This is a genomic window from Phycicoccus sp. (assembly GCF_035325325.1).
In the GTDB taxonomy this organism is placed as follows: domain Bacteria; phylum Actinomycetota; class Actinomycetes; order Actinomycetales; family Dermatophilaceae; genus Phycicoccus.
This window is the reverse complement of the sequence record NZ_DAOLAC010000042.1, coordinates 15,935-30,179: the sequence shown is the minus strand read 5'-3', so window position 1 is coordinate 30,179 and position 14,245 is coordinate 15,935. Positions and strand designations below refer to the sequence as shown.

Annotated in this window: 13 protein-coding genes; 4 read left to right on the top strand and 9 right to left on the bottom strand. The window is 73.9% G+C overall.

What is annotated here, in order from left to right; all coding sequences use genetic code 11:
- The 3 genes from PKA89_RS18105 to PKA89_RS18095 form a co-directional block, all read left to right on the top strand.
- Positions 1-929: acyl-CoA desaturase (locus tag PKA89_RS18105; protein ID WP_324421900.1), on the top strand; the 929-nt coding region annotated here is incomplete at its 5' end.
- A gap of 157 nt (positions 930-1,086) precedes the next feature.
- The gene (locus PKA89_RS18100; protein WP_324421898.1) at positions 1,087-1,602 is read left to right on the top strand and encodes a CAP domain-containing protein; all 516 of its coding nucleotides are present in this window, start codon (positions 1,087-1,089) and stop codon (positions 1,600-1,602) included.
- Between the two features lie 43 nt (positions 1,603-1,645).
- On the top strand, positions 1,646-2,395 hold the full coding sequence (locus tag PKA89_RS18095; protein WP_324421896.1) for a sulfite exporter TauE/SafE family protein: 750 nt from the start codon (positions 1,646-1,648) through the stop codon (positions 2,393-2,395).
- A gap of 9 nt (positions 2,396-2,404) precedes the next feature.
- Here the strand turns inward: PKA89_RS18095 and PKA89_RS18090 are convergent, their stop codons facing one another.
- The 9 genes from PKA89_RS18090 to PKA89_RS18050 all read right to left on the bottom strand — a co-directional run bounded on the left by PKA89_RS18090 (position 2,405) and on the right by PKA89_RS18050 (position 13,415).
- Positions 2,405-3,820 carry a L,D-transpeptidase family protein gene (locus PKA89_RS18090; protein ID WP_324421894.1) on the bottom strand — a complete coding sequence of 472 codons (1,416 nt, stop codon included), beginning with the start codon at positions 3,818-3,820 and terminating at the stop codon, positions 2,405-2,407.
- 284 nt (positions 3,821-4,104) lie between these two features.
- The gene (locus PKA89_RS18085) at positions 4,105-5,610 is read right to left on the bottom strand and encodes a CoA-acylating methylmalonate-semialdehyde dehydrogenase (protein ID WP_324421892.1); all 1,506 of its coding nucleotides are present in this window, start codon (positions 5,608-5,610) and stop codon (positions 4,105-4,107) included.
- Positions 5,611-5,687: 77 nt separating this feature from the next.
- Positions 5,688-6,749 (bottom strand): Gfo/Idh/MocA family oxidoreductase, encoded by a 1,062-nt coding sequence (locus tag PKA89_RS18080; RefSeq protein ID WP_324421890.1) that lies wholly within the window; start codon positions 6,747-6,749, stop codon positions 5,688-5,690.
- Positions 6,746-8,704 (bottom strand): 3D-(3,5/4)-trihydroxycyclohexane-1,2-dione acylhydrolase (decyclizing), encoded by a 1,959-nt coding sequence (gene iolD, locus PKA89_RS18075; RefSeq protein ID WP_324421888.1) that lies wholly within the window; start codon positions 8,702-8,704, stop codon positions 6,746-6,748. Before iolD ends, PKA89_RS18080 begins: the two co-directional genes overlap by 4 nt.
- Positions 8,701-9,636, bottom strand: coding sequence for a 5-deoxy-glucuronate isomerase (gene iolB, locus PKA89_RS18070; protein WP_324421886.1), 936 nt, complete (start codon positions 9,634-9,636; stop codon positions 8,701-8,703). The genes iolD and iolB overlap by 4 nt, the downstream gene beginning before the upstream one ends.
- A complete protein-coding gene (locus PKA89_RS18065; RefSeq protein ID WP_324421885.1) occupies positions 9,633-10,535 on the bottom strand; it encodes a deoxyribose-phosphate aldolase in 903 nt (300 codons plus the stop codon). Before PKA89_RS18065 ends, iolB begins: the two co-directional genes overlap by 4 nt.
- Positions 10,536-10,540: 5 nt before the next feature.
- Positions 10,541-11,494 carry a 5-dehydro-2-deoxygluconokinase gene (gene iolC, locus PKA89_RS18060; RefSeq protein ID WP_324421883.1) on the bottom strand — a complete coding sequence of 318 codons (954 nt, stop codon included), beginning with the start codon at positions 11,492-11,494 and terminating at the stop codon, positions 10,541-10,543.
- Positions 11,491-12,396 carry a TIM barrel protein gene (locus PKA89_RS18055; protein WP_324421880.1) on the bottom strand — a complete coding sequence of 302 codons (906 nt, stop codon included), beginning with the start codon at positions 12,394-12,396 and terminating at the stop codon, positions 11,491-11,493. Before PKA89_RS18055 ends, iolC begins: the two co-directional genes overlap by 4 nt.
- A 14-nt stretch (positions 12,397-12,410) precedes the next feature.
- Entirely contained in the window at positions 12,411-13,415 is a 1,005-nt protein-coding gene (locus PKA89_RS18050; RefSeq protein WP_324421878.1) for a Gfo/Idh/MocA family oxidoreductase, read from the bottom strand.
- Between the two features lie 59 nt (positions 13,416-13,474).
- Here PKA89_RS18050 and PKA89_RS18045 point away from each other — a divergent pair, with 59 nt between their 5' ends.
- Positions 13,475-14,215: a GntR family transcriptional regulator gene (locus tag PKA89_RS18045; protein ID WP_324421876.1), complete on the top strand. Its 741-nt coding sequence runs from the start codon at positions 13,475-13,477 to the stop codon at positions 14,213-14,215.
- The last annotated feature ends 30 nt before the right edge of the window (positions 14,216-14,245 follow it).

The window sequence follows — 14,245 nt, the reverse complement described above, 5'->3', positions numbered from 1 at the left end:
TCGAGAACATGGAGATCGGCCACAACGTCATGCACGGCCAGTGGGACTGGATGCGTGACCCGAAGATCCACTCGACGGCGTGGGAGTGGGACAACGCCTCCCCCGCGAGCCAGTGGAAGCACAGCCACAACGAGATCCACCACACCTTCACCAACGTCCTGGGCCGCGACAACGACCTCGGCTACGGCATCCTGCGGGTCGACGAGGACCAGAAGTGGAGCCCCTTCTACCTCTTCCAGCCGATCTGGCACGTCGGCAACGCCCTGCTCTTCGAGTACTCCATCGCGGCCTACGACCTCGAGCTCGGCGGCTACCTCGCGAAGAAGAACCGGATGAGCGAGGAGGAGAAGGCCAAGTTCCGCGCCGACCGCGACGAGGTCGTCGCGAAGATCAAGCGGCAGGCGACCAAGGACTACCTCGTCCACCCCGCCCTCTCGGCGGCCACCGGCTCGGCCCGCACGACCCTCACCGCGAACGTCGTGGCCAACCTCGTGCGCAACGTGTGGACCAACACCGTCATCATCTGCGGTCACTTCCCGCCCGGCATCTCCACCTTCGAGAAGACCTCGATCGACGGCGAGACCCGCGGTGAGTGGTACCTGCGCCAGATGCTCGGCTCGGGCAACATCAGCGGCACCAAGGCGATGCACGTGATGACCGGCAACCTCAGCCACCAGGTCGAGCACCACCTCTTCCCGGACATGCCGAGCAACCGGTACGCCGAGATCGCCCCGCGCATCCGTGACCTCATGGAGCGCCACGACCTGCCCTACGTCACCGGCAGCCTCTGGAAGCAGGCCGGCTCGGTCTACCTCAAGGTGGTCCGTCTCTCCCTGCCGAACAGGGTCGAGGGCCGGCGCCGGCGCGACGTCGTCCGGCTCGAGCTGGCGAAGGCCTGGCGCAAGAAGAAGCTCGGCCGCCGCTACTGAGCGAAGCGGACGGGGGTACCGGTCGGCCGTTCGGCCCGCGGTACCCCCGTTCGGCACGTGGCGGCCGCGAGGCCGTGTGACGGTGGGGCCGGTGCGAGCCCCGGCGCACCGTCCCTGCACGTCAGGCCCGCTCACGGGCCCGTCCCCCGAGGTCGTCATGCCCAGCTCCTCCGTCTCGTCCGCTCGCCTCGTCCGCTCGGGCGGTGCCCGCGCGGCGCTCGCCGCCGCGGTCGTCGTGCCCCTCGTGGTCGCCGCCGCCCCGACGGCGTCGGCCGCGACGCCGACCCAGCTCGAGCAGTCCGTCGTCGCCCTCGTCAACCGCGAGCGCGCGAAGGTCAGGTGCTCCGCCCTGCGGGTCGACGCCCGCCTGGCGAAGGCCGCCAAGCTGCACAGCACGGACATGGCGGTGCACAACTACTTCAGCCACACCAGCCGCGACGGCCGGACGCCCTGGACCCGGATCCGGGCCCAGGGCTACCGCTACGGGTCCGCCGAGAACATCGCCGCCGGCCAGACGACGGCGTCGGAGGTCGTCGCCGCGTGGATGCACAGTCCGGGGCACCGCAAGAACATCCTCAACTGCTCGAACAAGGCCATCGGCGTCGGTGTCGCGCGCGTGCTCAAGGCCAGCCGCTACGGCGTCTACTGGACCCAGGACTTCGGCCGCCGCTGACCCGGGGTAGCGTTCGCCCGGGTCGCTGCCGGAGGAGGTCGCCATGGACCTGCTCGGTGGCACCGTGCCGGCCGTCCTCGCGATGGGGGCGGCGGCGCTGGTCGTGGGGTACTCCAAGACCGCGCTCGGCGGTCTCGGTGTCGTCGCCGTTGCGATCTTCGCCACGGTCCTGCCGGCCAAGCAGTCGACCGCGGCCATCCTCGCGGTGCTCATCGTCGGCGACCTCGTCGCCGTCTGGCACTACCGCCGGGACGCCGACTGGGCCATCGTGCGTCGGCTGCTCCCGGCCGTGCTGCCCGGCCTCGCGATCGGGTCGGTGTTCCTCGGCGTCGTCGACGACACGACCCTTCGACGAACGATCGGCGCCATCCTCCTCGTCCTCGTCCTGCTGCAGCTCGTCGTGAAGTGGCGTGCGGGAGAGGAGTCCTCGTCACTGCACGAACGCCGTGGCCCCGCCTGGGCGGCCGGCAGCGCCGTGGGCTTCGCGACGATGACCGCGAACGCCGCGGGCGCCGTGATGACCCTCTACCTGTCGGCGGCCGGCATCGACAAGCGACGCTTCGTCGGCACCAACGCCTGGTTCTTCCTCATCGTCAACCTCGTCAAGGTGCCGTTCTCGGTCGGTCTCGGGCTGATGCACTGGCGCGACGTCGGCCGGGCCGGGGTGCTCGCTCCCCTGGTGCTGCTCGGCGGCCTGCTCGGCTACGCCACGGTCCGCCGCATCAGCCAGCGCGGCTTCGACGTCGCCGTCCTCGTCGCCTCGGCGGTGGCGGCGGTGGCCCTGCTCGTCTGAGCCGTGGCGTCAGTAGTGCGAGACGACCGTCGTGCCGACCGGCGCGAAGTCGTAGACCCACTTGGCGACGGGGACCGGCAGGTTGATGCAGCCGTGTGAGGCGGCGTAGCCGAAGCTCGAGCGCCACGGGGCGCCGTGCAGGGCGATGCCACCGACGAAGAACGAGGACCACGGAACGTCCGGTGTCTCGTAGTTCGTCCCGTCGGCGTTGCGTCCGCGCATCGTCATCAGCGGGTTCTTGAGGTAGACGTGGAAGGTGCCGACCGACGTGGGGGTGGCGGCCGCGCCGTTGACCATCGCGATCGGGCCGTAGACGACCTCGGCGCCGATGTACGCGGTCATCGTGTGCCGACCCAGGTCGACGTCGATCCACTTCTCCCCGACCGCCGCCGGGTAGGCGAGGTTCTCGGCGCCAGGAGCGATGCGCTTCTCGTCCCAGGCCGCCCTGACCGGGCTGAAGGCGAGCGTGCCGGCGTAGGTGCCACCGGAGCCGAGGGCCGCGACCGCGGCGCCGGCGAGCTGGTCGGCGTTCTTCGGCGTGCGCCCGTCCTCGGCCTCGGTGACGACCTTGCGGACCGTCCCGGCGGAGTCGACGTAGCGCAGGCCGGTCGTCGGCTCGACCGTGGCCGCCTTGGCGACCGCGCCCACCCAGGCGCGCACCTTTGCGGCGTCGACGATCGGCGCCTGCGGCACGCCGTCGCTGACCGGGACGGTGACCCAGGAGGCCTTGGTGTACGGCGCCGCGGGATAGGACTTCGTGCCGTCCGTGACGCTGAAGGGTGCGTTGACGATGGCGTTCGCGGCGTCGGCGACGTGCTGCGCCACCGCGGTGCTGACCTTCGGCGTGCCCTCGACGAAGCGGAGGGTCGTGCGGGCCGGGGCGAGCCGGTGGGCGGCCCGGGCCACGACGTCCTGGAAGGTGGCGGGGTCGACGGTCTGGCCGGCGACGGCCGGCGAGACCACGAAGGACCTCTTGTCCTTCGCGAGCGAGACCGTGGCGTCGCGGCCGGCCTTGTCGGCGTCCGCGACGAGCGAGGTGACGACGGCGGCGAGCGTGCGGTCGTCGGTGGAGACGACGGCGGGGACGTCGCGCGGGGTGACGAGCGAGCGGGCGTAGGAGGACCACTCCCGGTTGGCGGTGAAGAGCTCGTCGACGGTGGCCTCGACGTCGACGGCGTACCCCAGTTCGGCGAGGTGCGCGGTGCGGGTCGAGCGCCCGTTGGTCAGCGTCACCGTGACGGCGGCGGCGCGCTCGCGCACGGTCTCGGCCACCTCGTCGCGGGTCATCCCGGCGACCGGGACCCCGCCGACCGCGCTGCCCGGCAGGGCCTTGTCCTGGTAGTGGGTCGCGTAGGCCGTCCCGGCACCACCGAGCACGAGCGGTACCGCCACCGCGGCGGTCAGCGCCAGCCTCCTGCGCGACATCATGTCGATCCGTCTTCCTGTCCGTGGCCCCGAGGGCGCGGTCGTACCACACGCCGAGCCCATGATGAGGCAGAACGACGACGACCACCACACGGGAACCGCATCGCGGGCGTCACGAACGCGCAACGATGCGCCCCGACGCGCGTGATACGGCGCAGTACTGGTCGTCATCGCAGCACTTACTGCGCCGTAGCACGCGATTGAGGGGTGTGGGGCGCGGGGCGCGGGGTGCGGGGCGCGGGGCGCGGGGTGCGGGGTGCGGGGTGCGGGTGTGGGGACCCCGGTCAGGCGTTCTGCGGGAAGCCGAGCTCGATGCCGCCGTGGCTCGGGTCGAGCCAGCGGGAGGTGACGACCTTGCCGCGGGTGAAGAAGTGCACGCCCTCCATCCCGTGGGCGTGGGTGTCGCCGAAGAGGCTGTTCTTCCAGCCGCCGAACGAGTAGTAGGCCATCGGCACCGGGATGGGCACGTTGATGCCGATCATCCCGACCTCGACCTCGTGCTGGAAGCGCCGCGCGGCACCGCCGTCGTTGGTGAAGATCGCCGTGCCGTTGCCGTAGGGGTTGGTGTTGATGAGCTCCAGGGCCTCGTCGTAGGTCGTCGCGCGGACCACCGAGAGCACCGGGCCGAAGATCTCGTCGGTGTAGATCGACATCTCCCTCGTCACGTGGTCGAAGAGGGTCGGGCGGAGGAAGAAGCCCTCGCCGTCGGCGTCGACGTCGCCCTCGCGCCCGTCGACGACGAGGGTCGCGCCGGCCTCGACACCGGCGTCGAGGTACGAGGCGACCTTGTCGCGGTGCTGCGCGGTCACGAGCGGGCCCATGTCGCAGCCGCGGGTGCCGTCGCCGGTGACCAGCTTGCCCATCCGGTCCTTGATCTTCTCGACGAGCTCGTCGGCGATCGGCTCGAGGGCCACGAGGGCCGAGATCGCCATGCACCGCTCGCCGGCCGAGCCGAAGCCCGCGTTGACGGCGGCGTCGGCGGCGAGGTCGAGGTCGGCGTCCGGGAGCACGATCATGTGGTTCTTCGCGCCGCCGAGGGCCTGGACCCGCTTGCCGTGTGCGGTGCCGGTCTCGTAGACGTACTTCGCGATCGGGGTCGAGCCGACGAAGGAGACGGCCTTGACGTCGGGGTGGGTGAGGAGGGCGTCGACCGCCTCCTTGTCGCCGTGGACGACGTTGAGGACGCCGTCGGGCAGGCCGGCCTCCGTCCAGAGCGCGGCGACGGCGTTGACGGCCGACGGGTCCTTCTCTGACGGCTTGATGACGACCGCGTTGCCGCAGGCGATGGCGACCGGGACGAACCACAGCGGCACCATCGCCGGGAAGTTGAACGGGCTGATGACGGCGACGACGCCGAGGGACTGCCGGATCGAGTAGACGTCGACCTTCGTCGAGGCGTTCTCGGTGAAGCCGCCCTTGAGCAGGTGCGGGATGCCGCACGCGAACTCGGCGACCTCGAGGCCGCGGGTGACCTCGCCGACGGCGTCGGAGAGGACCTTGCCGTGCTCGGCCGTGATGAGGGCGGCGATCTCCTCCTTGCGCTCGTCGAGCAGCTGGCGGAACCTGAAGAGCACCTGCGTGCGCTTGGCGAGCGAGGCGTCCTTCCACTCGCCGGCCCACGCCTCCTTGGCCCGGACGACGACCTCTCCGACGAGGTCGGCCGACGCGAGGTCGAGCTCGCCGGTCCGGACGCCGGTGGCCGGGTTGTAGACGGGACTGGTGCGTGCGGCCGTGCCCTCCCAGGGCGCGCCGGCGACGAGGTGGGTGATGCGGGTGGGGGTCGTGCTCACGGGTATCGGTCCTTGTCCGTGTGAGTGGTGGAATCAGTGTGTCAGGCCGGCGCGCGGATGTGGAGTCCGTGCTCGGTTCACGGAACGGCGACGGGATCGGCAGTCGCCCGGTAGAGCGAGGGACGCTCGGCGAGCTCGACCGCCACCGGTGTCCCGGTCGCGAGGGAGGCCATCCCGGCGGTGCTCACGGCGGTCGCCGCGTAGCCGTCCCACGCGGAGGCGCCGACCGCTCCGGTGCCGGCCCGGATGCCGTCGACCCACGCCTGGACCTCGAGGTCGTAGGCCCGGGCGAAGCGGCGCCGGTAGTCGGCCGGGACCACCCCGCCCCAGGCGCCCCCGCCGGCGGCGGCGCTCGTGCCGAGCAGGGCCGTGGTGTGCAGGCCGGCGGTCAACGACCCGCGCTCGGCCACCGCCTCGAAGCGGACCTCGTAGCCGACCTGGCTGTTGACGAACACCTCGTTGGTGACCAGCCCGCCGCCGGCCATCCGGAAGAGGGCGACCTGCGGGTCGAGGACGCCCTCGGCGGCGTGCCGCGTCGGGGCGGGAGCGAGCACCGTCACCTCGACGACCTCGTCGTCGAAGAGGAAGCGCGAGGAGTCGACCTCGTGGACGAGGCTGTCGCGCACGATCATTTCCGAACGGAAGTCGGCGTTGGGGACCGAACGGTTGCGGTGCACGTTGTGCAGGAGCAGCAGGCGCCCCCGCTCGCCGGTGCCGAGCAGGGCCCGGGCCTCGGCGTACTCGGGGTCGAAGCGCCGCATGAACCCGACCGTGACCAGGCGGGCGCCGTGCTCGACCTCGGCCCGCACCACCCGGAGCGAGGACTCGTCGTCCATCGTCAGCGGCTTCTCGCAGAGGACCGGCTTGCGGGCGGCGAGGCAGGCGAGCACCTGCTCCTCGTGGGCGAAGCCCGGGGAGGCGAGGACGACGGCGTCGACGTCCGGCGAGGCCACGAGCGCCAGGGGGTCGGCGAGGACCTCGGTGCCCAGCCGGTCCGCGAGGGCGGTGGCGCGAACCCGGTCGGGGTCCGCGACGGCGACGAGGCGGGCGCCGGCGATGCGGGAGGCGAGGCGCTCGGCGTGGTCGGTTCCCATGATGCCGACGCCGACGACGCCGACCCGGACCTCGGTGGGGCTCATCGGACGGTCTCCTTCGGGGTCGACGGCGCGAGGTACGGGCGCTGGTCGGCCTTCGCCGCGCGGTAGGCCCGCGACGCCTCGCGGGTGGAGTCCAGGGCCGACACCTGCGCCACCGGCACGTCCCACCACGACCCGCTCGACGGGGCGTGCACCCGCGGGTCGGTCTCGACGTGGATGACCACCGGCCCACCGTCGCGCGGCGCGGCCTTGGCCTCGGCGACCGCGGCGACGAGCTCGTCGCGCGAGTGCACCTCGATGACGTGCGCACCGAGGCTGCGGGCGTTCGCGGCGAGGTCGACGGGCAGGTGACCGCCGTCGAGCCGGCCGTCCGCGCCCCGGAACTCGTACGACGTGCCGAAGCGCTGTGAGCCGAGCCCCTCCGAGAGCGACCCGATCGAGTGGAACCCGTGGTTCTGGACGAGGACGACGACGAGCTTGACCCGCTCCTGGACGGCGACGACGAGCTCGGTCGGCATCATGAGGTAGCCGCCGTCGCCGACCATCGCGAACACGTCGCGGGTGTCGTCGGCCAGCGCCACCCCGAGGGCCCCCGGGATCTCGTAGCCCATGCAGGAGTACCCGTACTCGACGTGGTACCCCTTGCGGTCGCGGACCCGCCACAGCTTGTGGAGGTCGCCGGGCATCGAGCCGGCGGCGCACAGGACGACGTCGCGGGGGTCGGTGTGCTCGTTGACGACCCCGAGGACCTGGCCCTGGGTGAGCAGGCCCGGCGCCAGGGCACCGGTCACCTCGGCGGGCGGCTCGTAGGCGGCCTCGACCTGCTCGTCCCAGGTGCGCCACAGCCCGGCGACCTCCGCGACGTAGGCGTCGTCCACCCGATGGCCGGTGAGCGCGTCGGTGAGCGCCTCGAGCCCGGCGCGAGCGTCCGCGACCAGCGGGAGGCCACTGTGCTTGCCCGCGTCGAAGGCGGCGACGTTGAGGCTGACGAATCGGACTCCATTGCGACGGAAGGCGGTTCGCGAAGCAGTCGTGAAGTCCGTCCACCGGGTGCCGACCCCGATGACGAGGTCGGCCTCGGCGGCGAGGGCGTTGGCCGCCGTGGTGCCCGTCGACCCGACGGCGCCGACGAGCTGCGGGTGGCCGTGCGGCAGCGCACCCTTGCCGGCCTGGGTCTCGGCGACCGGGACGCCGGTGGCCTCCGCGAAGGCCGCGAGTGCCTCCTCGGCCCCGGAGTAGTGGACCCCGCCGCCGGCGACGAGCAGCGGCCGCCGCGCCGCCCGCACGGCGTCGGCGACGTCGGCGACCCGCGCGGGCTCCGCCGGCGGACGCGCGACGTGCCAGACCCGCTCGGCGAAGAGCTCGACCGGCCAGTCGAAGGCCTCGGCCTGGACGTCCTGCGGGAGCGAGATGGTCGCGGCGCCGGTCTCCGCGGGGTCGGTGAGCACCCGGCAGGCCCCGAGCAGCGCGGCCGGCAGCTGTTCGGGCCGGTCGACCTGGTCGTAGAAGCGGGACAGGGGCCGAAAGGCGTCGTTGACGGAGACGTCTGCGGCGGACGGCAGCTCGAGCTCCTGGAGCACCGGGGCCGCGACCCGGGTGGCGAAGGTGCCCGAGGGCAGCAGCAGGACCGGGATCCGGTTGACCGTCGCGAGCGCGGCACCGGTCAGCATGTTGGTCGAGCCGGGCCCGACCGACGCGGTGACCGCCCACGTCGTCAGCCGGTCGCGGTGCTTCGCGTACCCGACGGCGGTGTGGACCATCGCCTGCTCGTTGCGCCCGAGGACGTAGCGCAGCCCCGGCTCCTCCCCGGCGTCCGCGGCCCGCAGCTCGTCCTCGAGGAGGGCCTGCCCGACGCCGGCGACGTTGCCGTGACCGAAGATCCCGAGGCATCCGGCGAAGAGCCGCTGCCGGCGCCCGTCCCGCTCGGTCCACTGCTGCCCGAGGAAGCGGACGAGCGCCTGCGCGACGGTGAGGCGGACGGTCTCGGATGCGGTCATCGGGTGCCTCCCAGGGGCAGTCGCGGGTCGACCGGCTCGTCCGGCCAGGCCTCCCGGACCCACGCGTGGGCCGGGTCGTCGCAGATGCGCCAGGCCCGCTCGGGCCCGGGGCCGGCCATCACGTTGAGGTAGTACAGGTCGGCATCGGGCGCGGCGACGGCCGGCCCGTGCCAGCCGTGCGGGACGAGGACGACGTCGCCGGTGCGGACCTCGGCGAGCACGTCGAGGGGGCGCTCGTCGCTCGACCCGTAGACCCGCAGGTAGCCCACCGGGTCCGTCCCGCGGGGGTCGCTCGAGCGGGTCTCGACGTAGTAGATCTCCTCGAGCTCGGTCTCCTCACCGGGCCGGTCCTCGTCGTGCTTGTGCGGCGGCCAGCTCGACCAGTTGCCGGCCGGGGTGACCACCTCGCAGACGAGGAAGGAGTCGGCGTCGAGCACGTCGGGAAGGCCCATGTTCCGCACCTCCCGGCTGGCCCGGCCGGCGCCGCGCAGCTCGACGGGGACGTCGGCGGCGCGCAGGTGGCGGAACGGCTTGGCGTCCACCGCCTTCCGGGCCGGGGCGCCGCACAGGGCGACCCGGACGGGGACGCCGGTGGCGGGATGGAGGCGCAGCCGCGAACCGCGTCCGGCGTAGACGACGTCGGTCGGGCCGTCGAAGACCGAGGCGCGGCCCTCGAGCGCCACGTCGTGCACCGTGCCGTCGGCCTCGGTCACCTCGACCCGCACCGGGCCGTCCAGGGGCACGACGAGGGTCTCCTCCTCGCCGCCCTCGTGCGAGACGAGCCGGCCGTCGAGGGTCGCGACCCGCAGCGTCGTGTGCCGCCAGCCGGGGACGGGGGACGAGGAGGTCGGCGTGACGGCGACCCCGAACGGCCCGTCGAGGGCGCTGCCGTGCAGGCGGACGTAGGCCCCGTTGTCGCGGCCGGTGCTCATGAGGTCCCACCGTGGACGAGGTCGGCCGCGACGTCCACCGCGGCGGCGACGTCGCCCTCGCGGGGGTAGAGCAGGGCACGCCCGACGACCAGGCCGCGGACCGACGGCAGGTCGAGGGCCTGCTCCCACGCGGCGTAGGTCTCGGCGGGCGCGCCGTCGGGGTCGCCACCGAGCAGGAGGGTCGGCAGCGTCGTCGCGTCCATCACGCGCGCGAGGTCGTCGACGACCGGCAGCTTGAGCCACGTGTGCGCACTCGTCGCGCCCAGCCCGGAGGCGACCTGGACCGCGCGCACCATCGAGTCGGCGTCGAGCAGGTTGCGGACCCGACCGTCCTCGACGACCGACCAGAATGGCTCGAGCATGGCCATGACCGATGCGTCCGCGAGCTCGGTGACCGCGCGGGCACACGCCTCGAGGGTGCGGACCGACCCGGCGTCGTCGAGGGCGACGCGGAGGAGCATCTTGCCGCCGTCGAGGCCGAGCCGGCCGACGGCCTCGGCGGTGTACGCGGTGAAGCGGTCGTCGAGCTCCCACGAGGCGCCCTGCAGCCCACCGCGGTTCATCGACCCGACGACGACCTTGCCCTCGAGCGCACCGAGCAGGAGGAGGTCCTCGAGCACGTCGGGCGTCCCCAGGACGCCGTCGACGCCGGGACGCTCGAGGGCGGTGACGAGGCGGTCGAGCAGGTCCGAGCGGCTGGCCATCGCCATCGGCTCCGGGCCGACGCCGAGCGCGCCGCGGGCCGGGTGGTCGGCGGCGACGAGGAGCAGCCGGCCGTCGTCGGGGAGCAGCGGACGCAGGGTGCGCTCGTCCCAGGCCTGCTGGACCCGCTGCGGCTCGCGGGCCCGGGTCTCGGTGAGCCGGGCGAGGTCGGCCGGCCCGACGCGGTGGCTCGTCACGGCGCTCACCGCCCGGCCCCGGCGAGCGCGGCCTCGACCTCGTCGGTCGTCGGCATCGCGGTGGAGCACTCGAGCCGGCCGGCGACGATCGCGCCCGCGACGTTGGCGAAGCGCACCGTGCGTCCGAGGTCCCAGCCCTCGAGGAGCCCGTGGACGAGGGCTCCGCCGAAGGCGTCCCCGGCGCCGAGGCCGTTGACCACCTCGACGGGGAAGGGCGCGACCTCGACCCGTTCGTCGGCGGTCGCGGCGAGCACCCCTCGCGGGCCCTGCTTGACGACGGCGAGCTCGAGGCCACGCTCGAGCAGGGCGTCGGCGGCGCGGTGGGGGTCGGTCTCCCCGACCGCGACACCGCACTCCTCCTGGTTGCCGACCGCCACGGTCACCCGGGCGAGGGCGCGGCCGACCTCACGGGCCGCCTCGGCGGGGTCGGCCCAGAACATCGGGCGCCAGTCGAGGTCGAGGACGGTGTGCCCGGTCCGGCCGCGGGCCGCCCACGCCGTGTGGTGGGCGCCGCGCGAGGGCTCCTGCGACAGGCCGGTCACCGTGGCCCAGAGGACGCGGGTGGCCCGGATCGCGTCGAGCGGCAGGTCGTCGTCGGTGAGCAGCAGGTCCGGGGCGGTGGGCCAGCGGTAGAACGAGAGCGGGAAGTGGTCCGGGGGGTGCACCTCGCAGAAGGTCACCGGTGTGGGCGGTCCGTCGCCGTCGTGGACCGCGATCGCCGAGGGGTCGACCCCGAGCCGCTCGGCCTCGCGGCGCACGTAGCGTCCGAACGCGTCGTGGGCGACCTTGGTCACGAGGAGTGCGGAGTGCCCGTGCCGAGCCGCCGCCACGGCGACGTTGGTCGCGCTGCCGCCGAGGAACTTCCGGAAGGTGTCGACGTCCTCGAGGCCCACCCCGTGCTGGAGCGGGTAGACGTCGACGCCGGTGCGGCCGATGGCGACGAGGTCCGGGGCGCTCACGTGCTCGCCCCGAGCCGGTCGGCGACGGCGAGGACGTGCGCGACCGAGGCCCGTACGTCCGCCGCGGGGTCGACGCCCGTGGCGTCGGGGTCGCCGGCGAGGACGGTGTCCTGCTCGAGCACGTACCAGCCGGCGTAGCCCGCCGACTCGAGCGAGCCGATGATGGCCGCGACGTCGACGTCCCCCGCGCCCAGCGGGACGTACATCCCGGCGGCGACGGCGTCGGTGTAGGTCAGCTCGCCGGAGCGCACCCGGTCGGCGAGGTCGAGTCGCACGTCCTTGAGGTGCACGTGCCCGATCCGGTCGGGGTGCTGCGCGGCGACGGCCACCGGGTCGCCGCCGCCGATGAGGAGGTGACCGGTGTCGAGGCAGAGGGCGACGCGGCTGCCGGCGAGGACGCGCTCGGTCTCGGTGCCGCTCTCGACCATCGTGCCGACGTGCGGGTGGAGGGCGGCGAGCAGGCCGCGCGCGGCGGCGGCGTCGCTGATCCGGTCGAGGTGGTGCAGCAGGGTCGCCCACTGGTCGTCGTCGAGGTCCGGGCGGGTGTCGTAGCCCTCGGCACCGGTGGCCGCCGCGATGACGACGACACCGGCGTCGGCGGCGACGAGGCCGGTCATCGCCTCCTCGACGGCGGGCAACGGGTCGACGGCGGGGTCGTGGAGGACGACCGGGACGAACTGGCCGACCGCGCGCAGGCCCGCCGCGGCGAGCGTCGCGGCCTTGGCGGACGGGGCGTCGGGGAGGAAGCCGTCGGGCCCGAACTCGGTGGCGGCCAGCCCGACCTCGTGCATCTGGGCGAGGACGAGGTCCGGGGTCAGCTGGTGACCCCAGCCGGGGACCTCGCAGACGCCCCACGAGATGGGGGCGCCGGCGATGCGCCGGGCGACGGGTGCGGTGGTCATCGACGAATCCTCCGTCAGGTGGTGGGGATCTCGGACAGGTGCACGGTGCGACCCTCGGCGAGCGCGAGGGAGGCGGCCTCGACGACCCGCGACGCCTCGAGCGCGTCGCGCACGGTGCAGGGGCTCGGCGCCCCGCCGCGGGCCACGTCGAGGAAGGCGGTGAGCTCGGCGCGGTACGCGGCCTCGAAGCGGTCCATGAACGCCTCGTGCACCGGACCGGCGGGGAAGGTGACGCCGTCCTCGAGCGAGCGCAGCGCGAGGCTGTCGTCGAGGCCGACGGCCACGGACGCCTCGGAGCCGACGACCTCGAGGCGGACGTCGTGGCCCTGGCCCGAGTACCGCGTCGTGGTGAGGACCGCGATGGTGCCGTCGTCGAGGGTCAGCAGCGCCGCGGCCGAGGCGACGTCGCCGGCCGCGGCGAAGAACGGCTCGCCCTTCGTGCCGCCGACCGCCTGGACGGTGAGCACCTCGCGGCCGGTGACGAAGCGGACGACGTCCGCGTCGTGCACCGAGCAGTCGCGGAAGATCCCGCCCGAGGTCGGCAGGTACTCCGGGTGGGGTGGGCGGCGGTCGGAGGTGGTCGCCCGCAGCGTGTGGACGAGGCCCAGCTCGCCCGAGGCGACGGCCGCCCGGGCCCGGCGGTACCCGGTGTCGAAGCGGCGCTGGAAGCCGACGTGCACGGGGACGTCGGCGCCCTCGACGAGCCGGACCAGCTCCACCGTCTCGGACAGCGTCGCGGCGAGCGGCTTCTCGACGAAGACCGGGAGGCCGGCGGCGACCGCGGCCCGGACGAGCGGAGCGTGGCCGGGGGTGGAGGTGGCGACGACGAGGGCGTCGACGCGCGGGTCGAGGAGGCCCTCGACCGTCGGGACCGCCACGACGCCCAGGTCGGCCGCCACGCGGGCGGCCCGGTCGGCGTCGACGTCGGCGAGGAGGAGCTCGTCGACGCCGCCGAGCGACGCGAGCGTGCGGGCGTGGAACGCCCCGATCCGCCCGGCACCCGCGAGTGCGATCCGCATCCGACCTCCTTTGTCAGGACATACTGACACGGATGGTCTCGCGCTGTACAGTCCCGTCCATGGTGGCGCGACAGGTCCCGGTGCGGATCGACCGCACGTCACCGGTCCCGCTCTGGCACCAGCTGGCCGAGCAGCTCGGAGCGGCCGTGCGCGACGGCGACCTGCAGCCGGGCGACTCCGTCGAGAACGAGCTCGTCCTCGCCGGCCGGCTGGGACTCTCCCGGCCCACCGTCCGCCGCGCCATGCAGGACCTCGTCGACCGCGGGCTGCTCGTGCGGCGGCGGGGCATCGGCACGACGGTCGCCCCGACCCGGGTGCACCGCCGCGCGGAGCTCTCGAGCCTCCACGACGACCTGCTCCGCGCCGGACGCACCCCGGGGACGCGCGTGCTCTCCCTCGCCGTGACCCGCGACGAAGAAGCCGCCGCCGCCCTCGAGCTCCCCTCCGACACGGCGTTGCTCGGCATCGTGCGGCTCCGGTCGGTGGACGGCCGGCCCCTCGCCGTCCTCCACAACTGGCTGCCCCCCGAGCTCTCCGACCTCACCGCCGAGGAGCTCGAGACCACCGGGCTGTACGCCGCCCTGCGCACGCGGGGAGCCGTGCCGGTCGTCGCGCGGCAGACCGTCGGGGCCCGGATGCCCACGCCGGAGGAGCGCCGGCGCCTCGGCCTGCGCGGCACCCGCCCGGTCCTGACGATGGCGCGCACCGCCTTCGGGGCCCACGGGGAGCCGGTCGAGCACGCCAACCACTGCTACGACGCCGACGCGTACGCCCTGGAGATGACCCTCGACGAGCGCTGAGCCGACGGCCGGCTGGCCGTCGACGGCCGC

Bases quoted from the DNA above. Each gene is read 5' to 3' on its own strand.
- PKA89_RS18100 (WP_324421898.1), top strand. From the start codon at position 1,087: ATGCCCAGCTCCTCCGTCTCGTCCGCTCGCCTCGTCCGCTCGGGCGGT.
- iolD (WP_324421888.1), bottom strand. From the start codon at position 8,704: ATGACCGCATCCGAGACCGTCCGCCTCACCGTCGCGCAGGCGCTCGTC.
- PKA89_RS18090 (WP_324421894.1), bottom strand. From the start codon at position 3,820: ATGTCGCGCAGGAGGCTGGCGCTGACCGCCGCGGTGGCGGTACCGCTC.
- PKA89_RS18045 (WP_324421876.1), top strand. From the start codon at position 13,475: ATGGTGGCGCGACAGGTCCCGGTGCGGATCGACCGCACGTCACCGGTC.
- PKA89_RS18055 (WP_324421880.1), bottom strand. From the start codon at position 12,396: ATGACCACCGCACCCGTCGCCCGGCGCATCGCCGGCGCCCCCATCTCG.
- PKA89_RS18050 (WP_324421878.1), bottom strand. From the start codon at position 13,415: ATGCGGATCGCACTCGCGGGTGCCGGGCGGATCGGGGCGTTCCACGCC.
- iolB (WP_324421886.1), bottom strand. From the start codon at position 9,636: ATGAGCACCGGCCGCGACAACGGGGCCTACGTCCGCCTGCACGGCAGC.
- PKA89_RS18080 (WP_324421890.1), bottom strand. From the start codon at position 6,749: ATGAGCCCCACCGAGGTCCGGGTCGGCGTCGTCGGCGTCGGCATCATG.
- PKA89_RS18095 (WP_324421896.1), top strand. From the start codon at position 1,646: ATGGACCTGCTCGGTGGCACCGTGCCGGCCGTCCTCGCGATGGGGGCG.